This window comes from Frondihabitans sucicola, from assembly GCF_030296615.1.
Taxonomy (GTDB): Bacteria; Actinomycetota; Actinomycetes; order Actinomycetales; family Microbacteriaceae; genus Frondihabitans; species Frondihabitans sucicola.
Window position 1 is genome coordinate 1889918 of sequence record NZ_AP027732.1, and the last position, 24794, is coordinate 1914711.

At 69.6% G+C, this 24794-nt stretch carries 21 protein-coding genes and 3 pseudogenes; 20 read left to right on the forward strand and 4 right to left on the reverse strand.

Features of this window, described 5'->3' with window-relative positions:
- Positions 1–30 precede the first annotated feature (30 nt).
- From melA to QUE79_RS09840, 9 genes and pseudogenes are all read left to right on the forward strand, one after another.
- Positions 31–1347 carry an alpha-galactosidase gene (gene melA, locus QUE79_RS09805; protein ID WP_286346498.1) on the forward strand — a complete coding sequence of 439 codons (1317 nt, stop codon included), beginning with the start codon at positions 31–33 and terminating at the stop codon, positions 1345–1347.
- Positions 1344–2219: a class II fructose-bisphosphate aldolase gene (locus QUE79_RS09810; RefSeq protein ID WP_286346499.1), complete on the forward strand. Its 876-nt coding sequence runs from the start codon at positions 1344–1346 to the stop codon at positions 2217–2219. The genes melA and QUE79_RS09810 overlap by 4 nt, the downstream gene beginning before the upstream one ends.
- Positions 2216–3112: an SIS domain-containing protein gene (locus tag QUE79_RS09815; RefSeq protein ID WP_286346500.1), complete on the forward strand. Its 897-nt coding sequence runs from the start codon at positions 2216–2218 to the stop codon at positions 3110–3112. The genes QUE79_RS09810 and QUE79_RS09815 overlap by 4 nt, the downstream gene beginning before the upstream one ends.
- Positions 3113–3149: 37 nt before the next feature.
- Complete coding sequence (locus QUE79_RS09820) at positions 3150–4484, forward strand: ABC transporter substrate-binding protein (protein WP_286346501.1); 1335 nt, start codon at positions 3150–3152, stop codon at positions 4482–4484.
- A gap of 250 nt (positions 4485–4734) precedes the next feature.
- Positions 4735–5442 carry a carbohydrate ABC transporter permease gene (locus QUE79_RS09825; protein WP_286346502.1) on the forward strand — a complete coding sequence of 236 codons (708 nt, stop codon included), beginning with the start codon at positions 4735–4737 and terminating at the stop codon, positions 5440–5442.
- A 52-nt stretch (positions 5443–5494) separates the two neighbouring features.
- Complete coding sequence (locus tag QUE79_RS09830) at positions 5495–6349, forward strand: carbohydrate ABC transporter permease (RefSeq protein ID WP_286346503.1); 855 nt, start codon at positions 5495–5497, stop codon at positions 6347–6349.
- Positions 6346–7320 carry a carbohydrate kinase family protein gene (locus QUE79_RS09835; RefSeq protein ID WP_286346504.1) on the forward strand — a complete coding sequence of 325 codons (975 nt, stop codon included), beginning with the start codon at positions 6346–6348 and terminating at the stop codon, positions 7318–7320. Before QUE79_RS09830 ends, QUE79_RS09835 begins: the two co-directional genes overlap by 4 nt.
- A 32-nt stretch (positions 7321–7352) precedes the next feature.
- A pseudogene (locus QUE79_RS25455) lies at positions 7353–7889 on the forward strand (PfkB family carbohydrate kinase); the annotation flags it as partial.
- Positions 7890–7936: 47 nt separating this feature from the next.
- Positions 7937–8263 carry a PfkB family carbohydrate kinase gene (locus tag QUE79_RS09840; RefSeq protein ID WP_286346505.1) on the forward strand — a complete coding sequence of 109 codons (327 nt, stop codon included), beginning with the start codon at positions 7937–7939 and terminating at the stop codon, positions 8261–8263.
- A gap of 232 nt (positions 8264–8495) precedes the next feature.
- On the opposite strand, the gene QUE79_RS09845 is transcribed toward QUE79_RS09840, so the two are convergent.
- Genes QUE79_RS09845 through QUE79_RS09855 form a run of 3 tightly spaced genes read right to left on the reverse strand, consistent with a single transcriptional unit; the run spans position 8496 to position 11418 of the window.
- Complete coding sequence (locus tag QUE79_RS09845) at positions 8496–9629, reverse strand: N-acetylglucosamine-6-phosphate deacetylase (protein ID WP_286346506.1); 1134 nt, start codon at positions 9627–9629, stop codon at positions 8496–8498.
- Complete coding sequence (locus QUE79_RS09850) at positions 9626–10540, reverse strand: ROK family protein (RefSeq protein WP_286346507.1); 915 nt, start codon at positions 10538–10540, stop codon at positions 9626–9628. Before QUE79_RS09850 ends, QUE79_RS09845 begins: the two co-directional genes overlap by 4 nt.
- Complete coding sequence (locus tag QUE79_RS09855; protein WP_286346508.1) at positions 10537–11418, reverse strand: SIS domain-containing protein; 882 nt, start codon at positions 11416–11418, stop codon at positions 10537–10539. Before QUE79_RS09855 ends, QUE79_RS09850 begins: the two co-directional genes overlap by 4 nt.
- A gap of 131 nt (positions 11419–11549) precedes the next feature.
- Between QUE79_RS09855 and QUE79_RS09860 the strand changes: the two genes are divergently transcribed.
- The 10 genes and pseudogenes from QUE79_RS09860 to QUE79_RS09905 all read left to right on the forward strand — a co-directional run bounded on the left by QUE79_RS09860 (position 11550) and on the right by QUE79_RS09905 (position 23196).
- A complete protein-coding gene (locus tag QUE79_RS09860; RefSeq protein WP_286346509.1) occupies positions 11550–12338 on the forward strand; it encodes a DeoR/GlpR family DNA-binding transcription regulator in 789 nt (262 codons plus the stop codon).
- Positions 12339–12587: 249 nt separating this feature from the next.
- A complete protein-coding gene (locus QUE79_RS09865) occupies positions 12588–12791 on the forward strand; it encodes a hypothetical protein (RefSeq protein WP_286346510.1) in 204 nt (67 codons plus the stop codon).
- Complete coding sequence (locus tag QUE79_RS09870; RefSeq protein ID WP_286346511.1) at positions 12788–13825, forward strand: Gfo/Idh/MocA family protein; 1038 nt, start codon at positions 12788–12790, stop codon at positions 13823–13825. Before QUE79_RS09865 ends, QUE79_RS09870 begins: the two co-directional genes overlap by 4 nt.
- A 25-nt stretch (positions 13826–13850) precedes the next feature.
- Positions 13851–15179: an ABC transporter substrate-binding protein gene (locus tag QUE79_RS09875; RefSeq protein WP_286346512.1), complete on the forward strand. Its 1329-nt coding sequence runs from the start codon at positions 13851–13853 to the stop codon at positions 15177–15179.
- Positions 15180–15183: 4 nt separating this feature from the next.
- On the forward strand, positions 15184–16119 hold the full coding sequence (locus tag QUE79_RS09880; protein WP_286346513.1) for a carbohydrate ABC transporter permease: 936 nt from the start codon (positions 15184–15186) through the stop codon (positions 16117–16119).
- Positions 16112–17068: a carbohydrate ABC transporter permease gene (locus tag QUE79_RS09885; protein WP_286346514.1), complete on the forward strand. Its 957-nt coding sequence runs from the start codon at positions 16112–16114 to the stop codon at positions 17066–17068. Before QUE79_RS09880 ends, QUE79_RS09885 begins: the two co-directional genes overlap by 8 nt.
- A 358-nt stretch (positions 17069–17426) precedes the next feature.
- Positions 17427–18847, forward strand: a pseudogene (locus tag QUE79_RS09890) (DUF4832 domain-containing protein).
- Between the two features lie 261 nt (positions 18848–19108).
- The gene (locus QUE79_RS09895; protein WP_286346515.1) at positions 19109–20263 is read left to right on the forward strand and encodes an ROK family protein; all 1155 of its coding nucleotides are present in this window, start codon (positions 19109–19111) and stop codon (positions 20261–20263) included.
- A 121-nt stretch (positions 20264–20384) separates the two neighbouring features.
- Positions 20385–21662 (forward strand): MFS transporter, encoded by a 1278-nt coding sequence (locus QUE79_RS09900; RefSeq protein ID WP_286346516.1) that lies wholly within the window; start codon positions 20385–20387, stop codon positions 21660–21662.
- A 53-nt stretch (positions 21663–21715) separates the two neighbouring features.
- Positions 21716–23196: pseudogene (locus QUE79_RS09905) on the forward strand (carboxylesterase/lipase family protein).
- Positions 23197–23431: 235 nt separating this feature from the next.
- On the opposite strand, the gene QUE79_RS09910 reads toward QUE79_RS09905, so the two are convergent.
- Positions 23432–23914, reverse strand: a complete 483-nt coding sequence (locus QUE79_RS09910) for an FBP domain-containing protein (protein ID WP_286346517.1) — start codon at positions 23912–23914, stop codon at positions 23432–23434.
- A gap of 50 nt (positions 23915–23964) precedes the next feature.
- Here QUE79_RS09910 and QUE79_RS09915 point away from each other — a divergent pair, with 50 nt between their 5' ends.
- A complete protein-coding gene (locus tag QUE79_RS09915; protein ID WP_286346518.1) occupies positions 23965–24741 on the forward strand; it encodes a class I SAM-dependent methyltransferase in 777 nt (258 codons plus the stop codon).
- The last annotated feature ends 53 nt before the right edge of the window (positions 24742–24794 follow it).

Here is a 24794-nt window from a genome sequence, read left to right on the forward strand (position 1 = left end):
AAACGCTCATTCACCAGAATGATCGTCCCCATGACACGAGTGACCTTCATCGGAGCAGGCAGCGTGGTCTTCACGCGCCAGCTCCTCGCCGACCTCCTGGGCTTCGACGACCTCGGCCCCCTCGACCTCCGCCTCCACGACATCGACTCGGCGCGGCTCGCCGTCGCGGAGGGCACCGCGCGACAGGTCGCCGAACGGTTCGGCAAGCACGTCGACGTCACGGCGACGCTCGACCGGCGCCAGGCCCTCGACGGTGCCGACTTCGTGATCGACATGGTCCAGATCGGCGGCATCGACGCCACGAAGAAAGACCTCGAGATCCCCGAGCGCTACGGGCTCCACCAGACGATCGGCGACACGACCGGTGTCGGAGGAGTGTTCCGCGCCCTCCGCACCTTCCCGTTCCTGACCGCGCTCACCGCGGACATGCGCGAGGTCTGCCCCGACGCCGTCTTCCTGAACTACACGAACCCGATGGCGATGAACATCTGGTGGACGTCCGTGGTCGCCCCCGAGATCACCGCTCTCGGCCTCTGCCACAGCGTGTACTGGACGGCCCACGACCTGGCCGACCTCGTCGGCGTCCCCGTCGACGAGACGCACTACCGCGCCGCCGGCGTGAACCACCAGTCGTGGCTGCTGGAGTGGTCGCACGAGGGGCGCGACCTCTACCCGCTGCTCCGCGAGAAGATCCGGCAGGATCCCGAGCTGGAGCGTCGCGTGCGCGTCGAGATCTTCCGTCGGGTCGGGTACTACCCCACCGAGACCAGCGAGCACTCGTCGGAGTACACCGACTGGTTCCTTCGCGACCCGGCCCAGATCGAACGGTTCCGGCTGCAGCCCCTCGAGTACGTCGGCATCTCCGAGGAGAACGTCGCCGAATTCCACTCGGCGCAGGAGGCGCTCGCCACGGGCGCGCCGCTTCAGCTGGAGGAAGGGGCGGCGGAGTACGCGCCGCAGGTGATCCACTCGCTCGTCACCGGCACCGAGCGGACGATCCACGCCAACGTCGTCAACCGCGGCCTGATCGACAACCTGCCGCAGGGCGCCGTGGTCGAGGTGCCGACGATCGTCGGTCCGGCCGGTATCGCCCCCCAGGCCGTCGGGGCCCTTCCCGTGCAGTGCGCGGCGATCAACCGCTCGTACGTCTCGGTCAACGAGCTCACGATCGAAGCGGCTCGCACCGGCGACCCCCGCCTGATCCGCCAGGCCGTGCTCGTCGACCCGAACGCGTCGTCGTCGCTCACGCCGGAGAAGATCTGGGAGCTGTGCAACGACCTGGTGACCGCGCACGGAGACCTCCTGCCGGAGCCGCTGCGCGAGATCCTGCCGGCGGGTGCCCTGTGACCCGCGCCGGAGCGGCCGAGCTGGTCGCCGCAGCCGTCGCCGGCCGGACGGCCGTGCCGAGCTTCAACGTGATCGGGCTCGAACACGCGGAAGGGATCGTCCTCGGCGCCGAACGTGCGGGCACCTCCGTCCTGCTGCAGATCAGCGAGAACGCCATCGCCTTCCACGGCGGCAAGCTTCGGCCGCTGGTCGCCGCCTGCCGCGAGCTCGCCGACGCGGCGGAGGTCGCGATCGGGATCCACCTCGATCACATCGAGGACGCGGAGCTGATCGACGAGGCCGTCGCCCTCGGCAGCGCGTTCGGGCTGGGATCGATCATGGTCGACGCGTCCAAGCAGGACTACGCCGACAACGTCGCCACCACGGCCGACGCGGCCCGTCGCGCTCGGGCCGCGGGCCTCTGGGTGGAAGCGGAGCTCGGCGCGATCGGCGGGAAGGACGGCGCCCACGCCCCGGGCGTTCGGACGGACCCCGCTGAAGCGGCCTCGTTCGTCGAGGCCACGGGAGTCGACGGGCTCGCCGTCGCCGTGGGGTCGTCGCACGCGATGGCCACGAGAGACGCAGCCCTCGACCTCGATCTGGTCGCGGCGCTCGCGGCCGCCGTCGACGTCCCGCTGGTGCTGCACGGGTCGTCCGGGGTCCCGGACGTCCTGATCCGGCAGGCCGTCGAAGCCGGCATCCGCAAGATCAACGTCGGCACCGCCCTCAACCTCGCCTACACCTCCGCGGTCCGCGCGTTCCTGGCCGACGACGATCGCACCAGCGACCCGCGGAAATACCAGCGGCCCGCGCGCGAGGCGGTGGCCGTCGCCGTCCAGAGCCTCTGCGAGGTCATCTCGCCGACCGTCCTGACCAGAAAGGCCGTCCGATGACGAACAAGACCACCACCGAGATCCAGAGCCAGCCCGACACCTGGGCTCGCGCCATCGCCGAGTCGTCGTCGAACGCGGCCTTCTTCGGCCTGCCGGGCGAACGCGTCCTCTTCCTCGGCTGCGGGACCTCCGCCTTCGTCGCCGAGTCGCTCGCCTCCCTGCGCGAACGCGCGGGCCTCGGCGAGACGGATGCCGCCTACGCCTCCGAGTGGGAGCCCGGCCGTCGCTACGACCGGATCGTCGCCATCACGCGTTCCGGCACCACGACCGAGATCCTCGACGCTCTGACCGCCGCGGGGCCGGAGGTCGCGCGCTCCGCGATCACCGCGGTGGCCGACATGCCCGTCTCGGACCTCGTCGACCAGAACCTCGTCCTCGACTACGCCGACGAGGAGTCGGTCGTCCAGACCCGGTTCCCGACCACCCTCCTGGCCGCCGCCCGCGCCGTCTACGGGTACGACCAGGGCGACCTCGAGCGCTCCGGCCGGGCCACCCTGGCAGCACCGCTCGGCGTCGACGTCGCGCGGTTCTCGCACTACGTCTACCTCGGCAGCGGGTGGACCTACGGCCTGGCCCAGGAGGCCGCCCTCAAGATTCGCGAGGCGGCCCAGGCCTGGTCCGAATCGTACCCGAGCCTCGACTACCGGCACGGGCCGATCGCGGTCGCAGGATCACGCTCGCTCGTCACGATCTTCGGGCCCGTCGACCCGAGTCTGGTCGCCGACGTCGAGGCCACGGGCGCAACCGTCCGCACCGACTCCCTCGATCCGCTGATCCAGCTCGCGCAGGCGCAGCGGATCGCCGTGGCGCTCGCCGAGCACGAGGGCCTCGACCCCGACACCCCGCGCGGGCTCACCCGCTCCGTCGTCCTCGGCCAGCCCGAGCTCGGCTGACCCTCCCACCCACCACCCGTACGAAGTGGAGATCTCGATGTTCCGTTCCTCCGCACCACACACCACCCACCTCCGCCGCGGCCTCGCCCTCGGCGTGACCGTGATCGCCGCGGCGGCCGTGCTCACCGGCTGCGCGTCGTCATCCGGCGGCTCGTCGAAACTCGACACGAAAGCGAAGGTCGACCTGACCGTCTGGTCAGGACAGAACGACCAGGCCGAGAAGATCCTCGAGGGCCTGGCGGCGCAGTACGAGAAGCTGCACCCGAACGTGAAGATCGCCCTCTCACCCGGTGCGTCGTCGACCGACGAGCTCCTGCAGAAGCTGTCGGCCTCCTTCGCGGGCGGCACCTACCCCGACGTCTCGTACACCTTCGGATCCTGGGCCAGCCAGCTGGAACGCTCGAACCGCACCCTCGACATCACCAAAGAGGTCGCGAAGCCAGGCGTCAAGTGGGACGAGTTCACGTCCGCAGCTCGCGCCACGGCGCAGCCGACCGGCAAGAAGACCATCGGTTTTCCGGCGGTCGTCGACAACATCTCGCTCCTCTACAACAAGACCGTCTTCGACAAGGCGGGTCTCGCCTACCCGACCAAGGACTGGACCTGGGATCAGTTCCGCGACGCGGCCAAGAAGCTGACCGACTCGTCGACGAACACCTACGGCTACGGCTACTCGGTGTCCGGCAGCGAGGAGACCACCTGGCAGCTCTGGCCGCACCTGTGGCAGAACGGCGGCGACATCCTGTCGAAGAACGACACGAAGGCAGCGTTCGACTCCCCGGCGGGCGTCAAGGCCGTGAGCTTCCTGCGTGACATGGCCGTGACCGACAAGAGCGTCTACCTCGACCAGACCGACACCAAGTTCGCCCAGCTCTTCGAGAGCGACCACATCGGCATGATCACCTCCGGCCCGTGGGAGTTGTCCGCCCTGAAGACCGCCGGCACGAAGTACGGCGTCGTCCAGCTGCCGGGCACGAACGGCGACCACCAGACGGTCTCCGGCCCGGACGTCTGGACCCTCTTCGATCACAAAGACGCCAACCGCTCGTACTGGTCGACCCAGTTCACCGAGTGGCTGACGTCGGCGGCGCAGGACGAGAAGTTCAACGTCGCGATCGGCAACCTGCCGCTCCGCTCCAGCGAGGCGAACAGCCCGGCGTTCCAGGCGGCCGAGAAGGCCCTTCCCGGAATGGACGTCATGCAGGCCAACGCGGCGAACGCCAAGAAGGCCCGCCCGACCGTCCCGGGTTACGTCGGCCTCTCGACCGCCGTCGGATCAGCCGTCTCGCAAGTGCTGCAGGGCCAGGGCACGCCCGCGGCCGCGCTCAAGACCGCCTCAAGCGCCGCCGACAAAGCGCTGGCTCAGAACTAGGAGCGGCGATGACCACGTTCGCACTGCGACCCCGCGAAGGGGCCTCCGTTCCCCAGCGCCGCCCCCGACGAAGGCCAGGAGGCGTCAGAGCCTCCGGCAGGCACTCGAAGGCTGGGGCTTCGTCGCCCCGGCGCTGATCATCGTCCTCGGGCTCACCGTCTTCCCGGGAGTCTGGGCCTTCATCCTGTCGTTCCAGAAGTGGGACGGCTTCAGTGACCCGATCTCGGTCGGCGCCGGCAACTACCAGCAGATGATCTCCGACCCGGAGCTGCAGGGCGCCGTGGTGCACACGGTGATCTACACGGTGCTGTTCGTCCCGGCGTCGGTCCTGCTCGGCCTGTTCCTGGCCGTCGCGCTGAATCGCCGGATCCGCTTCATCGGGCTGTACCGCACGGCCATCTTCGTGCCCTTCGTCGCTTCCGCAGCCGCCACGGGCATCCTGACCACGTACCTCTTCAGCCCCCAGTTCGGCCTCATCAACAACGTGCTCCGCGTGCTGCACCTGCCGGAGCAGGGCTGGTTGGAGGACCGGCACGAGGCGATGGTCGTGATCACGATCATGTCGCTCTGGGGCGAGGCGGCGTTCACGACGGTGATCTACCTCGCGGCGCTCCAGGACGTCCCCGGCGACGTCATCGAGGCCGCCCGCATCGACGGCGCCAACTCGTGGCAGGTCTTCTGGCGCGTGGTCTGGCCGCAGCTGGCTCCCGTGACGGTCTTCGTCGCCATCTGGCAGACGCTGCAGGCGATCCAGCTGTTCGACCTCGTCTACACGACGACTCGCGGCGGCCCGCTCGAAGCCACCCAGACGATCGTCTACTACCTGTGGAAGGTCGCCTTCCAGAACCTGCAGTTCGGCTACGGCTCCGCCGTGGCGTACGGGCTGTTCTTCGTCACGCTGATCATCACGATCGCCGTGACCGTGTACTCGCGCAAGACCGGACGGGAGGCGTTCTGATGACCATCGAAGCCCCGATCCTGCCCCCGCTGGGCTGGCGAACGCCGGTGGGGTGGTCGCTCCACCGCGAATCCCCGCCCGAGCCAGGCGTCGCAGGCTGCCGTTCAGCGGCTGGCACTTCCTCCTCCTGCCCATCGCGGTGCTGTTCCTGCTGCCCTTCGTCGAGATGTTCCTCACCTCGGTCGAGCCGGCCTCCGAGATCAACAAGTTCCCGCCGGCGTTCATCCCGTCGCACCTCACGATGCTCGGCTACCGGCAGCTGTTCGCCCAGTCGGACATCCTGCACTGGCTGCTCAACACGGCCATCGTGTCGGCGTCGGCGATCGCGTCGCACCTCGTGCTCTGCTCGCTCGCCGGCTACGGCTTCGCCCGGCTGAAGTTCCCCGGTCGCACGTTCGGGTTCCTGGCCGTCGTCGCCACGATCATGGTCCCGACGCAGCTGCTCATGATCCCGACCTACGTCATGTTCGCCAGGCTCGGTCTCGTCGACCACCTCGGCGCGGCGATCGTGCCGTGGCTCGCCTCGGCGTTCGGCATCTTCCTGATGCGACAGTTCTTCCTGTCGCTGCCGGCCGAGCTCGAGGAGGCCGGACTCATCGACGGGTGCAGCCGTCTGCAGGTGTTCTTCCGCATCGTCCTGCCCCTGGCCAAACCCGCTCTCGCGACCCTGGCCATCTTCACGCTGCTCGGCTCGTGGAACGATCTGGTCTGGCCGCTCATCGCGATCAACAACGACCAGGCGTTCACGCTGCAGCTGGGGCTGACGAACTTCCAGGGCACCAGACGCACCGAGTGGTCCCTGCTCATGGCGGGTAACGTCGTCGCCACCCTGCCGCTCATCCTGTTCTTCCTCGCGGCGCAGAAGCAGTTCATCGCGACCATGACGTTCTCGGGCCTGAAGGGATGACCACCATCACGAACCAGCAGGATCCCGCCGTCCTCGTGGTCGGCGACGCCAACGTCGACCTCGTCCTCACCGGCGACGTCGTGCCGCGCTTCGGCCAGGAGGAGCAGCTGCTCGACTCGGCGTCGACCGTGCTGGGCTCCTCCGCCGGCATCGTCGCGCACGGTCTCGCCCGACTCGGCGTGCCCGCGTCGCTGGTGGCCTGCGTCGGCGACGACGAGTTCGGCCGATTCACTCTCCAGGCGCTGGGCGACGTCGACACCACGTTCGTCCGAGTCGTGCCGGGGGAGACGACCGGGCTCAGCGTCATCCTGTCGGCCCCGGCCGACAGGTCGATCCTCACCTCGACCGGCGCCATGACCCGCGTCTCGGCCCGGGACGTCCTCGCAGCCCTCGATGCCGGATCGTTCACGCACGTGCACTTCGCGTCGTACTTCCTGCTGCCGGGGCTCGCCGCTTCGATGCCGGTGCTGCTGCCCGAGCTCCGCCGGCGCGGGCTCACGATCAGCCTCGACACGAACTGGGATCCCGCCGCGCGCTGGGAGGGACTCGACGAGGTCCTCCCGCTCGTGGACGTCTTCCTCCCGAACCTCGAGGAGCTTCGAGCGGTCTCGCCGGGGCATGCCTCGGACGCCCGCGCGGCGGCAGCTCTCGCGGCGACCGGTCCGACAGTCGTCGTCAAGGCCGGCAAGGACGGCGGCTGGTCGGTGCGCGCCGGCGACAGCCCCGTATCGTCGCCGGGCCTCCTGATCGACGTCGTCGACACCACCGGCGCCGGCGACAGTTTCGACGCCGGCTACCTCGCGGCGCTCGTCGGAGGGATCGAGGACGAGGGCCGCCGCCTCGGCTGGGCGACGACCGCCGGATCGCTGTCGACCCGCTCGGCCGGAGGGACGGCCGCCCAGGCGACGCGCGACGAGATCCTGATGCATCTCGACGCCTTCGGCGAGCTCACGGTCGGAAGCCTGACGTGATCACGGTCGCCGCTCTGAGCCCTGCGCTCGACATGACCTACGTCGTCGACGAGCTCGTCCTCGGCCGGCCGCATCGACCGAGCTCCGTGGTGCGCGTCGCCGGCGGAAAGGCTCTCAACTCGGCTCGAGCCGCCGCTCGCCTCGGAGCGACCGTGACCGCGGTGCCCGTGCTCGGCGGACACGTCGGCGCGCTGGTCGCCTCGCTGCTCGACGCGGACGGCGTGACCGCCCGCGTCGTCGACGGCGGTGCCGAGTCGAGGATGTGCGTGACGATCGCCTCCGAGCGCGCGAATTCCCTGACGGAGATCTACGAGAACCCCGTGCCACTGTCGCCCGCTGTCTGGGGCGCGGCGCTGGAGATCCTGCTCTCGTCCGTCACACCGGGCTCGTGGCTGTCCATCTCGGGCGGCCTCCCGGCGGGCGCCGGCGACGAGCTCGTCGCCCTCGTGGAAGGCGCCGCTTCGCGCGGGGCCCGGGTAGCGCTCGACACGCACGGCGACGCGCTCCTCTCGGTGCTCGACGGCGGCGCCCTGGGGCTGCTCAAAGTGAACCGCGAGGAGGCAGCCGAAGCGCTGGGGGCCGGCGCACCCAGATCTGGTGCCCCCTCGACGAACTCGTGGCGGCCCTCCGCGAACGGGCCGGGTGCCCCGTGGTCGTCACGGACGGCGCGGCCGGCTCGCTCGCCGCCGACGCCTCGGGCGCGTGGCGCGTCGCGCTGCCGGCGTCGGCCGGGGCGTTCGGCTCGTACCCGGTCGGCTCGGGGGACTCCTACCTGGGCGGCCTCCTCGCCGCCCTCGACGACGGGGCCGGCCTGCCGTCCGCCGTGGCGCTCGCCGCGGGTGCGGCCACCGCCAACGCCCTCGTGCCGGGTGCCGCCGTGTTCGACGCGGGCCGCGCCCGCGCGCTGGCCGCCCTCGTCGAGGTCGCTCCCGCCGTCCGCTAGGCCTCGCCTTCCTGCCCGCCTGCCGTCTTGCCCTCCTGCCATCCGCGCCCCCTCCCCTCCGTCCCCTCCGGCCCTTCCGGAAATCGAAGGGGATTTTCGCCGGGAGACCTGTTCTGGCCCGACACCGGCGGCGAGATCGCAGGATCCCCTTCGATTTCGGGAGGGAGGGAGGGAGGGAGGGAGGGAGGGTGCGGGCGGGAAGGAAGGCGGAGGCCCGCGCCGACCGACGCGGCTAGAGCCAGAGGCCGGCGCGCAGAACGCGGCGCGCGCGGAGGGTGTCGTCGACGACGACGAGGTCGGCGCGCGAGCCGGCGGCGAGCCCTTCGGCGAGCCCTTCGGCGAGGCCGAGCGTCCGGACGGCTGCGGCCGAGGTGGCGGCGACGGCCTCGGGCAGCGTGACGCCGGCCGCGCCGAGGCGGACGAGGGCGTCGGCCACCGTGGCGGTGCTGCCGGCGAGCGACGATCCGTCTGCGAGCATGGCCACGCCCTCGGTGACGACCACCGGCGATCCTGCGATCGCGTATTCTCCGTCACCGAGTCCGGTGGCGCTCATGGCGTCGGAGACGAGCGCCAGCCGCCCCGGTGCGACCCGGCGCACCAGGGAAGCGACCGGGGAAGCGACGTGGTGCCCGTCGAGGATCAGTTCGAGCAGCACCCGCTCGTCGTCGAGCACGGCGCCGACGAGTCCGGGCTCGCGGTGGCCCAGTGGCCGCATGCCGTTGAAGAGGTGCGTCGCGACCGTGGCACCGAGGTCGATGGCGCGCCGGGCGGTGTCGAAGTCGGCGTCGGAGTGGCCGAGCGCGACGGTGACGCCCTGCGACACCAACCAGGCGACGGCGTCGAGCGCGCCCGGGAGCTCCGGCGCGATCGTGACCTGGCGGACGGATCCTGCCCCCGCCTCGAGCAGCGCCGCGAGTTCGGCGACGGAGGGCTGTCTCAGCAGCGCCGGATCGTGAGCGCCCCGACGGACAGCCGAGAGGTACGGCCCCTCGAGGTGGAGACCCGCGAGCGTGCCGTCGTCCACCAGCGGGGCGAGCGTGCTCAGCGCCTGCTCCAGAGCGGGCAGCGGCGCCGTGGCGATCGACGCCACGAGACGGGTCGATCCGGTCGCCGCGTGGAAGTGTGCGACCCGGCGGGCCTCCTCGGGTGTCGCCCGTCCGAAGTCGACGCCGAGCGCCCCGTGCACGTGCTGGTCGACGAATCCCGGCAGGATCGCGCCGGAGACGTGCTCGGTCGCGCCGGCATCCAGCCCGGGAGAGCCTTGACCGAGGGCGACGACCGTCGAGCCCTCGACGGTGACGAATCCGGGCGACCAGACGGTCTCGGCGGTGGCGACCCGGTCGGCGGTGAGTGTGAAGCGCGTCACGACTCCGCCAGGGCCTTGCGGGCGAGGAGGCCCGCTCCGACGATCGCCGCCGCGTCGCCGTGCAGCGCGCGAGCGAGCACGGGACGGCGGGAGAACGCGAGGCGCTCGTCCAGGGCGTGCTGAAGGGGAGCGAACAGAAGGTCGCCCGACTCGGCGAGACCGCCCCCGACGACGATCATCTCGGGTGCTGCGACGGCGGCGATCCACGACAGGGTGTCGGCCAAGACCTCGACGGTCTCGGTCCAGGCGGCGAGAGCGGCAGGATCCTGCGCGCGCACCCGATCGGCGACCTCGCGCGCGTTCCCGGCCCCGAGCCGCCTGGCGAGGCCGCCGGCCGACGCGACCTCCTCGACCCGACGGCCCCGATGGGCTCCGTGACGGATCACGACCTGCCCGATCTCGCCCGCCCAGCCGCCTGACACGAGCGGTACGCCCCCGGTGACGAAGGCGCTTGCGAGGCCGGTTCCGACCGGGACGAAGGCCATGTCCTCCACGTCGCGCGCGGCCCCGGTGGAGCTCTCGGCGACCGCGCCGACGCGGACGTCCTGTCCGAAGCCGACGGGCAGACCCGTCGCCGCCCCGAGGAGGTCGCGGACGGGGAGGCCGCTCCAGCCGAGGTTGACGCTGTTGACCGAGACGCCGGCTGAGTCGTCGACGACGCCGGGGATCGCCAGTCCGACGGCCTGGACCGGCGTCACGGCGTCCGCTTCGGCGAGGACACCTCGGATGGCTGCGATCGTCGCGAGGGCCGAGGTGTCGTTGCGAGGAGTCGCAACCCGCCACTCGCCGAGGACCGACTGGTCGCTTGCGAACAGGCGGGCCTTCACGGTGGTCCCGCCGACGTCGACCCCCAGCACCGCGGCGCCGAGCGAGTCGGACCTGTCGGCGGGGGCGGCGTCGGTCGGGCTCACGAAGCGAGTATGACGGACCGCGTGAGCGAGCGCGGGTGATCGGGGTCGAGGCCGCGGGCCTCGGCGAGGGCGACGGCGAAGCGGTGCACGACGACGAGCCCGGGCATCGGGTCGAGGTCGTGGTGCACGAAGGTGGCGCCGGTGGCGGCGACGTCGTCGGCGATGCCGTCCGGCGCCTCGCCGAGCGACCAGACGAGGCGGCCCGGCTGGGCGATGGCGATCGGGCCGTGCCGGTAGTCCATGGAGGGGTACGACTCGGCCCAGAACTGCGCCGCCTCGCGGGTCTTCAGCGCGGCCTCGAAGGTCAGGCCGACCGCCGCGCCGACGCCGATGAACGAGACCTGCTCGGCCTCCAGGAGGTCGTCGATGGGCAGGGTGAGAGCGGTCTCGGCCTGCACGGCGAGGGGCTCGATGTCTTCGCCGAGACCCGCGCGCAGCAGCGCGAGGGTGGTCGTCGCGAATCGGGTCTGGACGACCGAGCGCTCGTCGGCGAACGGAAGCGCCACGACCTCGTCCGCCTCGGCGGCGGCGGGGGAGTCGGCGACGGCCGTGATCAGGACGGTCTTCTGGTTCAGCAGCTCGGACAGCAGCTGGACGATCTCGGTCGTCGTGCCCGAGCGGGAGATGGCCACGACGCGGTCGTACTCGCGTGAGGTCGGGTACTCCGAACCGGCGAAAGCGTCAGTGACGCCCTGGCCGGCCCGCTCGCGGAGAACGGCGTAGCTCATCGCGATGAACCAGCTGGTGCCGCAGCCGACGACGGCGACGCGCTCGCCGGGTCGGGGCAGGATGCCCTCGAAGTCGGGGGCGAGGTCGGCTGCCCGTCGCCAGGTCGACGGCTGACTCGCCAGTTCGGCGGCCACGAAGGTGTCTGTCATGGTTTCCTCTCGGTCACGTCGACCGGCGACGTCTCTTTCGCTCATCATAGGTCGTCATTTATGAGTGAGTCGAGAGCAAAACGTCAAATTCGCTCATCCTGGTTGAGCGATTGCGCCCTAGGATGGGCTCCATGACGCAGCAGCAGCGCTTGAACGAGCTCCTCGAACTGGTCTCGGAGCGTGGCAACGTCAGTATCGCCGAGATCGGAGAAGCCCTCGCCATCTCGGCGGCGACGGCTCGCCGCGACCTCGCCACGCTCGCCGACCAGCGCCTCGTCACCCGGACCCACGGCGGCGCCTCCGCGCTCGGCAGCGGGTACGAACTCCCGCTGCAGTACAAGATCGCCCGGCAGGCCGAGGCCAAGGTGCGGATCGCGAAGGCGGCCGCCGCGCTGGTCTCGGTGAGCGACTCCGTCGGCCTCAACGGCGGCACCACGACGAGCGAGGTCGCGCGCGAGCTCGGGCGGAGCGATCGACTCGTCCGCTCCGACGGTGACTTCGGCGTCACGATCGTGACCAACGCCCTCAACATCGCGTACGAGCTCTCGGTCCGGGCGCACGTCAAGATCGTGGTCACCGGGGGCGTCTCGCGGCGCCAGTCCTATGAACTGGTCGGCCCGCTGGTCTCCAACTCCCTGCAGGAGATGGCTCTCGACGTCGCCATCCTCGGTGTCGACGGACTCAGCGTCCGCTTCGGCGCGACGACCCTCCACGAGGGAGAGGCCGACGTCAGCCAGCAGTTCGGGCGGGTGGCCAAGAAGGTCGTCGTCGTCGCCGACTCGACCAAGATGGAGCGGACGACGTTCGCCAGGATCTGCCCGCTCGACCAGCTCGACGTCCTGGTGACCGACCTTCCCGTGCCACCCGAGCTGGCCAAGGCCCTCGGCGCGGCGGGCGTCGAGATCATCATCGCGCCGTAACTCCGGGGCACGCCGAGCGCGGGTGTTCGGCCGAATGCCGGTCGCGCTCGAAACGAGCGAGGCTCGACGGTCGGGCGGCGACTCGTGCCCGATCCGAGGTCCGAGACGGGCCGTGTGTTTCGGGTTCGTAAACATCGCGCCGGAAACTCGATTCGGACTTCCGCTCAGACTTGTGAGCATTTACTGTCACTTCATGATCGTTTCGAGTACGTTTGAATCATGTTCACGCAAAGACGCGGAGAAAATGTGATGTCGACCCCTCGCGAAAGCGCCGCACCGATCCGGGTGGGTGTCGTCGGCATCGGCCAGCGCGCCTACATCGCGCACCACGTCGCGACCTCGCCCGACGCAGCCCTGGTCGTCGCCGCCGCCGACACGACGGCCGAGGGCGCCGCCGGGCCGCCGAAGAGTTCGGAGACGACATCGAGGTCTTCTCCTCGGTGGAGGCGATGATCCGCGACGCCGCCCTCGACGCCGCCATCGTGACCACTCCCGACTGGACGCACGCGGCCATCGCCATCGAGCTGCTCCGCGCGGGCGTCGCCGTCTATCTCGAGAAGCCGCTCGCCATCACGATCGAAGACGCCGACGAGATCCTGCGCACCGCCCACGAAACGGGCACCAAGCTCTACGTTGGTCACAACTTCCGGCACGCGGCCGTGGTCCGGCTGATGCACGACATCATCGAGCGCGGCGAGATCGGCGACGTGAAGACCGTCTGGGTGCGCCACTTCGTCGGCAACGGCGGCGACTACTACTTCAAGGACTGGCACGCCGAGCAGTCGAAGACGAACACGCTCCTCCTGCAGAAGGCCAGCCACGACATCGACGTCGTGCACCTGCTGGCCGGCGCCTACACGAAGCGGGTCGTCGGAATGGGCGACCTCATGGTCTACGGCGACGTCACCGACCGGGACACGCACGAGGGCGAGACGGTGAGGGACTGGTTCTCCCACGACAGCTACCCGCCGCTCGCGCAGACGCGGCTCAACCCGGTCATCGACGTCGAGGACGTCTCGATGATGATGATGACGCTCGACAACGGCGTGCTCGCCAGCTACGAACAGTGCCACTTCACCCCGGACTACTGGCGGAACTACACGGTCATCGGCACCGAGGGGCGGCTCGAGAACATCGGCGACACCGCCGGGGGAGTCGTCAAGGTCTGGAACCGGCGGCACGCCGCCGAGTGGAAGGTCGACGGCGACCTCGAGTACCCCATCGAGGGCGTCGAGACCGGCCACGAAGACGCAGACGTGCTCACGATGCACGAGTTCCTGGCCTTCGTCGCGCGCGACGAGAAGGTCACGCTGTCACCCGTGGCAGCTCGCGCCGCAGTGGCAGCAGGAGCCCTCGCCGCGCGCTCCCTTCGCAGCGGCTCCCAGCCGCTGGACGTCCCCGACCTCCCACACGACCTCGTCGAGCACTTCGCCCGAACCACGACCGTTCCCTCCCGCACCCCCACCGCACCCAGCCCTGCCGCCTAGGCAGAGCCTTCGAAAGGACACCGCAATGATCTCTCGACTCACCAGAGGCGGCAGTGCCAAGCGCCGCCTCGCGCTCGGCGTCGCCGCAGCCGTCGGCGTCGCCCTCCTCGCTTCGGGCTGCAGCTCGTCCTCGGGCGGCAGCGGCGGCAGCGATTCCGGCTACAAGGCGCCTGCCAAGAGCCTCAAGGCCAACATCACCTACGGCGTCTGGGACCAGACGCAGGTCAAGGCGATCGACGCCAACCTCAAGGGTTTCAACGAGGAGTACCCGAACATCAAGGTGAACGTCAACGTCACGCCGTTCGACAGCTACTTCACCAAGCTGCAGACGCAGGCCTCGAGCAACACGCTGCCCGACCTGTTCTGGCTCAACGGTCCGAACTTCCAGCTCTACGCGGCGAACGGCAAGGTCGAGCCGATCACCTCCGAGGTGAAGGCCGGCGCCATCAAGCTCAGCAATTACTCGTCCGCCCTCGACGACCTCTACTCGCTGAACGGCACCCAGTACGGCGTGCCGAAGGACTTCGACACCATCGGCGTCTGGGTCAACAAGGCCCTCTTCACCGAAGCGGGCGTGGCCCTCCCCAAAGCCGGCTGGACCTGGGACGACTTCCAGACGGCGGCCAAGACCATCTCCGAGAAGCTCGGCAGCAAGGGCATCTACGGCGGAGCCGGAGGCATGGACGGTCAGACCACGTACTACGACACCATCTTCCAGGCCGGCGGCAAGGTCATCAACGGCGACGGCACCAAGTCGGGTTACGACACGGCCGCCACGCAGTCCGGCATCGACTTCTGGACCAAGCTGATCGCCTCCAAGGCGTCACCGACCATCCAGCAGCTCACCGACACCCCGGCCGACCAGTGGTTCACCTCGGGCAAGCTCGCCATGTACTGGGGTGGCTCGTGGGCCCGCACCGAGGTCGGCTCGTCGCCGATCGCCAAGGACGTCCAGGTCTACCCGCTGCCGACGGGCAAGAAGCAGGCCACCGTCATCCACGGCGTGTCGAACGTCGTCGCGGCCGGCAGCAAGAACAAGGCCGCTGCGCAGGCCCTGCAGGTGTACCTCGCCTCGAAGAAGGCTCAGCTCCAGCAGGGCAACATGGGCGCCGTGATCCCGGCGTTCACCGGCACGCAGACCGCGTTCGCGAAGTCCGAGCCGGGCGTCAACCTGCAGATCTTCCTCGACGCCGTCAAGTACGCCGAGCCGTACCCCGTCTCGAAGAACACGGCCGCGTGGAACGCCCTCGAAGGCGCCCAACTGCCGGAGGCGTTCTCCGGCAAGAAATCGGTCTCCTCGGTGACCGACGGTCTCGCCACGCAGATGAACGCGCTGCTCGCCAAGGAGAAGTAGGCCGATGACCACCGAGACACTCCCGAAGGGGCGGGCCGCTCTCCGCGAGCGGCCCCGGCTCCTGAAGCGCGACGGGGCATGGCCCTGGTTGTTCGTCCTGCCGCTGTTGATCGGCATCGCCGTCTTCTACCTGTGGCCGATCATCCAGACCGCCTACTTCTCGCTCACGACCTGGGGTGTCTTCGGTGGCTCGACCTTCACGGGGGTGGCGAACTACGTCCGCCTGTTCGCCGACCCCCAGCTCTACTCGGCACTGGGCAACACGCTGCTCTACACCGGCATCGTCGTGCTGGGGGTGCCTCTGGCCGTCTGGCTCGCCAGTCTGCTGAACACCCCCGGCCTTCGATTCGCCTCCTTCTACCGGGTGCTCTTCTTCCTTCCCTACGTGGCCATGCCGACCGCCATCGCGATGGTCTGGCGGATCATCTTCAACGGCGACTTCGGCATCCTGAACTACGTCTTGAAGGGGTTCGGGATCACCGGTCCCTACTGGATCTCGACCCCGGGCTTCGCGCTGGTCGCGGTCGCCATCGTCGGGCTCTGGTCGTCGCTCGGATTCTCGATGATCATCCTCGGCGCGGGGCTCAAGAGCATCCCGGCCGAGCTCTACGAGGCCGCCGAACTCGACGGCGCGACACCGTGGCGGCAGTTCCGCTCCGTCACCGTGCCGCTGCTCACCCCGAGCATCTTCTTCGTCCTGATCATCACGATCATCGGCAGCTTCCAACTCTTCGACCTGCAGTACGCGATCCTCGGGTCGCCGACCACGAACCCCGTGATCCCGCAGAGCCTCTCGCTCGTCTACTTCTTCTACCAGCAGGGTTTCGTGTCGAACGACAAGGGCTACGCGGCGGCCATCGCCATGGTCATCTTCGTCATCATCGGCATCGTCACGCTCGTGCAGTTCCGACTGCAGAAACGGTGGGTCTCCAATGACTAACAACGTGTCCGTGGCCCGCACCTCGGCCGCCCTCAGCGACCCCGAGCTCGATCCGACCATGCCGCCGCCCGTCTCCCCCAAGAACCGGGGCGCAGGATCCCGCGCCCGCGCCGCACGCACCGCACGCCCCGGGCGCCGCCACGGCTCCCACGCCGTCGCCCACGTCGTGCTCGGCGTCGGCGGATTCCTGATGGCCTTCCCGTTCCTCTGGCAGATCGTCATGTCGCTGTCGACCAACGCCGAGGTCCAGAGCGTGACCCCGCATTTCTGGCCGGCGCACCTCCAGTGGTCGAACTACGCGACGGTCTTCGAGACACTGCCGTTCCTCGACCAGCTGCGCACGAGCATCCTGATCACCGTGATCCGGACGCTGGCCCAGATCCTGCTGTGCACCCTGGCCGGCTACGCGTTCGCCCGGATGACGTTCAAAGGGCGGGCCATCGTCCTCGCGCTGGTCCTGTCGATCCTGATGGTGCCCTCGCAGGTGTACCTGATCTCGCAGTACCAGCTCGTGCAGGGCTTCGGGCTCCTGAACACCATCGTCGGGCTGATGCTGCCAGGGTTGTTCAGCGCGTTCGGGACGTTCCTCATGCGGACGGCCTTCCTGAACCTGCCGACGGAGCTCGAGGAAGCGGCGCGGCTGGACGGCGCCAACCCGTTCCAGATCTTCTGGAAAGTGATGCTCCCGCTGGCGAGACCCTCGATCAACGTCCTGGCGATCACGACGGTGCTCTGGTCGTGGAACGAACTGCTCTGGCCGCTGGTCGTCTCGACGAACTCCACGTCGATGCCGCTCTCGGCCGGGCTCGCGACCCTCATCGGCGACAAGACCACCGACTACCCGGTGGTCATGGCGGCCAGCCTGATGGCCATGGCGCCGGTGCTCATCATGTTCATCGTGCTCCAGCGTCGTGTCATCGATGGCTTGGCGTTCAGCGGCCTCAAATGACGCCGCGCACGGATCACTCGGCGCGGAGAGCGCCTCCTGGTCCGTGCGCAGCGTCGGGGCTTGAAATGACGCCGCGCACGGATGACTCGGCGCGGAGAGCGCCTCCTGGTCCGTGCGCAGCGTCGGGGCTTGAAATGACGCCGCGCACGGATGACTCGGCGCGGAGAGCGCCTCCTGGTCCGTGCGCAGCGTCGGGGCTTGAAATGACGCCGCGCACGGGTCACTCGGCGCGGAGAGCGCCTCCTGGTCCGTGCGCAGCGTCGGGGCCTCAAGTGCCGCCGCGCACGGATCACTCGGCGCGGAGAGCGCCACGGGCTTGAAGTCAGCGCAGTTCCGATCACACAACAGGGGAGTTTCAATGAAGAAGCAGTTGTTCGCAGGGGTGGCGCTCGCCGCCGCCCTCGCCCTGGCGGCACCGACCGCCGCGTCGGCACACCCGGCGCCCTCGTCGCACACGGTCTCGTACACGGCGTCCGACGCCGTGATAGCGAACCCGGCGCGCGGCTTCTACCACTCGACGGAGACGCACTACCTCAAGGACGGAACCGGCTACGAGCCGCTCGACCTGAAGACGCTCCAGGGCTACCGGAAAGAGGGAGTGACGCAGATCCTGCGCGAATTCTGGATGGAGAAGTTCGTCGACCAGAAGAGGCTCGATCCCGCCTGGCTGAAACTCGTCCAGAAGGACTTCGACACGGCTCGCAAGGCCGGCGTCTCGGTGATCGTGCGCTTCGCGTACGTCCAGGGCGGTGACTTCCCGTACAACCCGCCCTACGGTGACGCGGACGTGTCGACGGTCCTCTCCCACATCGCTCAGTTGACGCCGATCCTGCGTCGTAACGCCGACGTCATCGCCGTGCTGCAGGAGGGCTTCATCGGTCTCTGGGGCGAGGGGTACTACACCGACCACTTCGCGGCCGATCCGAGCGACCCCGGCACGCTGACCGACACCGACTGGGCGAACCGCAACAAGGTGGTGGCGGCCGAGCTCGCAGCTCTGCCCGCCTCGCGGCAGATCCAGGTGCGCACCATGCAGATGAAGCAGAAAGCGGTCGGCGTGACGTCCGGCACGTCCGGAGCGCTGACCCCGACGCAGGCGCACAACGGATCGGCGAAGTCGCGCATCGGGCACCACAACGACTGCTTCCTCGCTGCGCCCGACGACTTCGGGACCTTCCTCACCGACCCGCTGTCGCTCGACCAGGACTACCTGGCGGCCGACTCGCGATACGTCGCCGTCGGCGGGGAGACGTGCAACGTCGACGCCCCCGCTCGGAGTTCCCGAGTGCCGAGGCCGAGATGGCGAAGTACCACTACAGCTACCTCAACCGCGACTACAACGAGGACGTCCTGAACTCCTGGGGCAGCGCCGGCCTGACCGAGACCGCCAAGCGCCTCGGCTACCGGTTCGTGCTCACCTCGAGCACGGTCACGTCGGGCCGCACGCCCTCGGTGTCGGTCTCGCTTCGCAACGACGGCTTCTCGGCCCCGTACAACTCCAGGCCCGTGCAGCTCGTCCTGACCGACGGGCGCCGCAGGATCACCGTCCCCGTCAAGGCGGATGCCGACACCTGGCAGCCCGGCAGGACGATCACCGTCGGTGCCTCGCTCGCGCGGGTTCCCGCCGGTCACTGGTCGGTCGCGCTCGCGCTGCCCGCACCCGAGCGATCGCTGGCCCATGACGTCGACTACGCCATCCAGACGGCGAACGTCGGCACCTGGGACGCCCGCGCCGGTGTCAACCGGCTCCACCAGACGGTCACCGTCGGCCGACGCTGACCCCCGCCCTCCGGCAGCCTCCCCACCTCCGAAAATCGAAGGGAATTTTCGCCCCCTGCCCGCGAGATCCGCATGAGTCGGCAGCTCGAGCGAAAATCCCCTTCGATTTCGGGACAGACCGGCCGCGCCCGCACCTGATCCGCGGGCGCGGCCTTCCCGACGGCGGGTGTGCGAAGCTACCTCCATGAGCAGGGCGGCGGCCGGGGGAGCGAGCGCGCATCGCTCGTCAGTGAAGACGTCCGTCGTCGCAATCTGAGCCTGGTGACCCTCGACCTCCTCGAGAACGGCCCGCGCTCGCGCAGCAGGATCGCCGACTCCACCGGCCTCACGCGGGGTTCCGTGACCGCGCTCAGCGCGGCTCTCGTCGAGGCCGGCGTCGTCCGGGAATCCGAACCGCTGCTCGACGGCGGCAAGGGCAGGCCCGTGACACACCTCCTGCTCGCCGCCGACGACGTGGCCTTCGTGGCCCTCCAACTCGACGCCGACCGGGCGGAGGGGGTCGCCGTCACCCTCTCCGGTGACGTGCTCGCGCGCCGGACGCAGCACCACGGACGGCCGATGGGGCGACCGGAGCTGATCCTGGACGTCTTGGCGGCGGTGGCGACGCAGGTGCTCGCCGATGTGGAAGAGGCCGGCCGGCGCGTGATCGATCTGTCCGTCGTCGTCTTCGCTCCGGTCGGCGGTGATCCCGTCGTCGTCCTCGCCGACACCGACCTGCAGTGGGGGAGGGTGGATGTGCTTCGGGGACTGCGCGATCGCGTCCCGGGCCTTCCCGCTTCGATGCGCTTGCAACCGGACGCTACGCTCGCAGCCCTGGCCGAGCTACGGCTGCGCCCCGGCATCCTCGATCTCGTCTACCTGAAGAGCAACTCCGGCATCGGCGGAGCCGCCTTCGTCGACGGGCGCCTCGTCGCCGGATCGCACGAGGCCGCGGGCGCGTTCGGCCACCTCCCGGTCGACTTCGCCGGCGACCTCTGCGACTGCGGCCAGCGCGGGTGTCTCGTCACGGTCGCCGGCCCGGACGTCGTCCTGGAGCGGGCCGGGCTGCGGCCGCTGATGCTCGATTCCGGCCTGACCCTGGCGCTGGAGGAGCTGGTGAGCCGAATCGCCGCGGGTGAGTCCGACGCCGTGCGCGCCTGGCATGACGCGGCCGTCTGGATCGGGCGGGCGCTCCAGATCATCGTTCGCAGCTTCGATCCTGCTGTCGTCGTGTTCGGCGGCTACTGGGCGGAGCTCGTCGACACGCTCCGGCCCGCGTTCCTCCGCGATCAGCCGACTCTGGTCGGGGCCGACACGTGGGCGGTCGCCGTGCTGGAGGCGGGTGTCCTCGGCCAGGACGCCGCTCTCCGCGGGGCGCTCTGGTCGGCGCGGGCTGCTGTTCTGGAGGAGCCGCTGCTGCTCGACCCGGCCCGTTAAATTCAACGCTTGAACTATTTGGCGTCTCGCGTCATACTCATTGCCGAACGGTGGTCGGTTTTCGGCCGGCCGTTCGAGCACGCTCCCGTGCGATCGCAGTCCGTCTCAATGAGGAGAACGAATGTCCAACGCGCCTTTTCCCGTGGTCGGCTCCACGCCGATCCCTGCCGAGAGCGCTCCGGCCCCCGCCGTGAAGCGCACCCTCCTGCCCTCCCTGGCCATCACGTCGCTCGTCCTGTTCGCCACGTACTCCGGGCTCATCTCGGTGCTGCTGCCGAATCAGGCGACGGCCATCGATCCGGCGCACAAGGTCCAGAACGTCGCGATCATCAGCACGGTGTCGTTCGTCTTCACGCTGTTCGCGCAGCCGATCGTCGGTGCCTTCAGCGACCGCACGCGGTCCCGCCTCGGGCGGCGAGCGCCGTGGATGATCATCGGGACCGCCGTCGCCGCCGTCTTCCTGATCGGTCTCGGGAACCTGTCGTCGATCCTGTGGATCACCGTCTTCTGGGTCGTCATCCAGGTCGCCCTGAACGCCATGCAGGGCCCGCTGACCGCGGTGACGCCGGATCGCTTCGAGAAGAGCCGCCGCGGGGGAGCGTCGGCGATGGTGGGGCTCGGCACGATGGCCGGAGGCACCATCGGCGTGATCGTGGCCGGGCGCCTCGCCGCGAACGTGGGCGTCGGCTATACGGCGTTCGGCATCGGCGTCCTCGTCGTGACCGCGCTGTTCGTCGTGTTCAACCGCGACTTCTCGAGCGCCCAGCAGCAGAACCCGCCGTTCCGGTGGCGCGCCTTCTTCTCCGGCTTCTGGATCGACCCGCGGAAGAACCCCGACTTCGCCTGGGCCTTCGCCGCCCGGTTCCTCTTCATCATGGGGTACTTCGTCGTCTTCGCGTACCAGTTGTTCATCCTCACCGACTACATCGGTCTGAGCCTCGGCCAGGCCAACGTCCAGATCGGGGTGATCAGCCTCGCGTCACTTGCCACGACCGTCGTCTCGGTCCTGCTCGCCGGGTTCCTCAGCGATCGTCTGGGCCGCCGCAAGGTCTTCATCTACATCGCGTCGGTGCTGATGATCGTGGGACTCGCAATGCCCCTGCTCATGCCGACCGTCACCGGCATGCTCGTCATGTCGGCCATCAACGGCTTCGGCTTCGGCCTCTACATGTCGTGCGACACCGCGCTCATGACCGAGGTGCTGCCGGGCGGTGGCGTCGCGGCCGGAAAGGACCTCGGCATCCTGAACGTCGCGACCAACATCCCGCAGGCCCTGAGCCCGGCGGTCGCCGCACTGCTGATCAGCAGCTCGTTCGGCTACCACGCGCTGTTCGTCTTCGGCATGATCTGCGTCGCTCTGGCGGCCATCGCGCTGGTACCGATCAAGAGCGTCCGGTGAGCCGGATGCCGCATACCGAACCGACCACCTCAACCCCTTCCGAAGGAGACACCATGACCTCGACCGTCGACGTCACCACCCGCGCGGGAACCGTCCGCGGAATCCAGCGACCCGGCTCGGCCGCATTCCTCGGCATTCCGTTCGCCGAGGCCCCCACCGGGGAGAGGCGCTTCGCCGCTCCGGTGCCGCACGCCCCTGGGACGGCGTCCTCGACGCGACCCGTTACGGTGCGACGCCACAGCGGGAAGCTCTGTCCGAAGTCACCCTGATTCCCGAGCCGTCCATCCCGGGCGACTCGACCCTGAACGTGAACGTCTTCACGCCCCGGCCGGGAGAGACCGACGCGGCGCTTCCTGTCCTCGTGTACATCCACGGGGGCGGGTACGTCGCCGGCTCACCGGCGAGCCCCTGGTACGACGGAGCAGCCTTCAACCGCGACGGAATCGTCACCGTCAGCGTGTCGTACCGCCTCGGATTCGACGGCTTCGGCTTCATCGAGGACGCGCCGATGAACCGCGGCGTTCTCGACTGGATCCTCGCGCTCGAGTGGGTCCGCGACAACATCGACGGGTTCGGCGGCGATCCCCGACGCGTGACCATCGCCGGCCAGTCGGCTGGTGGGGGAGCCGTCCTCACCCTGCTCGCCGTGCCAAGCGCGAAGGAGCTCTTCCACGGGGTGATCTCGCTCTCCGGCGCCACCTCGGACACCCCGCTCGCGAGCGCCGAGGCGGCCGGGCGGCTCCTGGCCGAGAAGGCAGGCGTCGCGCCGACTCTCGAGGGGCTCCGGGCGGTGCCGGAGGAGACGATCCTGCGCCTCCAGGGCGAACTCTCGGTCGTCGAGGCGCAGGCCCCGGGGGATCCGATGGCGCCGCTGGCCGCGCTCGTCACCGACGGGCTCGTGCTCGGACCGGTGGTCGACGGGCACCTGCTGCCGACCGGCGTGCGAGAGGCGCTCGCCGGAGGAGCAGGAGCGGAGAAGGCCCTCCTCCTCGGCGCCACCGACAACGAGTTCAGCATGGCTCTGCTGCCGCACGAAGCGGCGCTGGCCGACGTCGACCCGGCCTCGGCCCTGGCCGGACTGGGACTGGACGAACCGGCTGCGCGTTCGTACGTCGACACTCACCCCGGTCTGTCGACGGCCGGGATCCTCGGGCAGTTCGTCACCGACAGCATCTTCCGTTCGAAAGCGGTCGAGTACGCCCGCGCCCGCGAAGACGGAGGCGCTCCGGCGTGGCTGTACCGTTTCGCCTGGTCGTCCGCGGTCATGGGCGGTGCGACGCACTGCCTCGATGTGCCGTTCTTCTTCGATTGCCTGGACGACGACCGCGTCGACGCCATCACCGGGCCGAACCCGCCCGCGTCGCTCGCGGCCGACGTCCACGGTGCCGCGGTCCGCTTCATCACGGCGGGCGATCTCGGCTGGGCTGCGTACGACGACGAGGCGAAGGCCGTCATGGTCTACGGCGTCCCGTCCGTCGTCGTGCCGGACGGCTACGCCGACGCGAGCGTGTCGGCCGCGGTCCCCCGGCGCTGAGCTGCCGCGCCTCTGCCCGCACTCCCCGCCTCCTCCCTCCTTCCCGCCCGCCTTCCTTCCCGCCTCCCGAAATCGAAGGGGATTTTCGCCTGATGCCCTCGCGATCCGCTTGGGGCGGCGGCTCCGGCGAAAATCCCCTTCGATTTCTGCCAACGGCGGCGGGCAGTGGGGCGGGGCGGGCGGGCAGTGGACGGCGAGGTGGGGCAGAGCCGACGGACGGCAGAGCGACTCGGCGCTACGCCGTCTTCATGATGTCGGCGGTGAAGTTCTGCACCCGCGCGAGGAGCCCGGCGGCGCGCTCGGCGATGCGCTCCGGCGGGTTCAGGTGCGGCGGTGCGACCCGGATCAGCATCGAGCAGGCGAGGTCTTCGCAGATGTAGGTGCCGACGGTGTTGCCGTTCAGCCCCGCTTCTCCGGCTCGCGGTGCGGTGAACAGGCGCACCTGCGTCGCCGGCTGCGGCGAGTGGCAGAGCGAGCACATCGCGGCGATGCCCGGGCGGAGGGCTGTCGACGAGGTGCGGACGACGAGGCCCGTCGCGCGGTCGTCGAGCCACGACACGATGTAGCCGCGCAGGTGGGCCTGCGGGTCGCGCCAGCCGAGGAACTCGCGTTCGTCCCACAGCATCTCGTGCAGCCCGGGGATCGGCAGGCGGTCGAGGTCGCCCGGAAGGGCATTGACGAACGACGAACGGATGTCGTCTTCGGTCAGCGGCTTCACGACTCCAGCCTAGCCGCGAGATCCCGACGCGGTACTGGCAGGATCGAAGCATGACAGGCGCTCGAAGGACGGACGGAAGCGCGGGCGACGCCGACTACGGAACGATCGGTGCGGGGTACGCCCACTACCGGCAGCCCGACCCGCGCATCAAGGCGGCCATCGTCGAGGCGCTCGGCGACGCGCGTTCCGTGGTCAACGTCGGGGCGGGCGCAGGATCGTACGAGCCTCGCGATCGCAACGTCACCCCGGTCGAACCGAGTGCGTCCATGCGCGCCCAGCGTCCCGCCGGCCTCGCCACCGCGATCGACGGCACGGCCGAGCACCTGCCGTTCGACGACGATGCGTTCGACGCGGCGATGTCGACCTTCTCCATCCACCAGTGGGGAGACCTCGGAGCAGGACTCCGGGAGCTTCGGAGGGTGACGCGCGGCGCGGTGATCCTGCTCTCCTGTGATCCTGCTGCCCTCGACCGGTTCTGGCTTGTCGAGTACGCGCCCGAGGTGATCCGGACGGAGGCCTCGCGGTACCCGGCGCCGGCCGACGTGGCCCGACTCCTGGGCGGAGACGTCACGACCACGCCGGTGCCGATCCCGCTCGATTGCACGGATGGTTTCGGCGAGGCGTACTACGGGCGGCCGGAACTCCTGCTCGAGCCGGGCGCCCGTCTGGCGAACTCGGCGTGGAGTTTCGTCGAGCCAGAGGTCGAGGGCCGCTTCGTCGAGAACCTCACGGCCGACCTCGCCTCCGGAGTCTGGGACGAACGCCACGGGCACCTGCGCACGCAGCCGACGTTCGACGGCTCGCTGCGCCTGATCGTCGGTCGCTGATCCCTCGCGCGCAGCTCGCACAGAGCGCTCGTCCCTTGTCACATTGACTGGAC

What these genes read in the sequence shown, in the direction of transcription:
- QUE79_RS09860 (WP_286346509.1), top strand. Translation starts at nt 11,550, where the DNA reads ATGACGCAGCAGCAGCGCTTGAACGAGCTCCTCGAACTGGTCTCGGAG.
- QUE79_RS09855 (WP_286346508.1), bottom strand. Translation starts at nt 11,418, where the DNA reads ATGACAGACACCTTCGTGGCCGCCGAACTGGCGAGTCAGCCGTCGACC.
- QUE79_RS09875 (WP_286346512.1), top strand. Translation starts at nt 13,851, where the DNA reads ATGATCTCTCGACTCACCAGAGGCGGCAGTGCCAAGCGCCGCCTCGCG.
- QUE79_RS09880 (WP_286346513.1), top strand. Translation starts at nt 15,184, where the DNA reads ATGACCACCGAGACACTCCCGAAGGGGCGGGCCGCTCTCCGCGAGCGG.
- melA (WP_286346498.1), top strand. Translation starts at nt 31, where the DNA reads ATGACACGAGTGACCTTCATCGGAGCAGGCAGCGTGGTCTTCACGCGC.
- QUE79_RS09865 (WP_286346510.1), top strand. Translation starts at nt 12,588, where the DNA reads ATGTCGACCCCTCGCGAAAGCGCCGCACCGATCCGGGTGGGTGTCGTC.
- QUE79_RS09900 (WP_286346516.1), top strand. Translation starts at nt 20,385, where the DNA reads ATGTCCAACGCGCCTTTTCCCGTGGTCGGCTCCACGCCGATCCCTGCC.
- QUE79_RS09915 (WP_286346518.1), top strand. Translation starts at nt 23,965, where the DNA reads ATGACAGGCGCTCGAAGGACGGACGGAAGCGCGGGCGACGCCGACTAC.
- QUE79_RS09870 (WP_286346511.1), top strand. Translation starts at nt 12,788, where the DNA reads ATGATCCGCGACGCCGCCCTCGACGCCGCCATCGTGACCACTCCCGAC.
- QUE79_RS09835 (WP_286346504.1), top strand. Translation starts at nt 6,346, where the DNA reads ATGACCACCATCACGAACCAGCAGGATCCCGCCGTCCTCGTGGTCGGC.
- QUE79_RS09815 (WP_286346500.1), top strand. Translation starts at nt 2,216, where the DNA reads ATGACGAACAAGACCACCACCGAGATCCAGAGCCAGCCCGACACCTGG.
- QUE79_RS09825 (WP_286346502.1), top strand. Translation starts at nt 4,735, where the DNA reads ATGATCTCCGACCCGGAGCTGCAGGGCGCCGTGGTGCACACGGTGATC.
- QUE79_RS09885 (WP_286346514.1), top strand. Translation starts at nt 16,112, where the DNA reads ATGACTAACAACGTGTCCGTGGCCCGCACCTCGGCCGCCCTCAGCGAC.
- QUE79_RS09820 (WP_286346501.1), top strand. Translation starts at nt 3,150, where the DNA reads ATGTTCCGTTCCTCCGCACCACACACCACCCACCTCCGCCGCGGCCTC.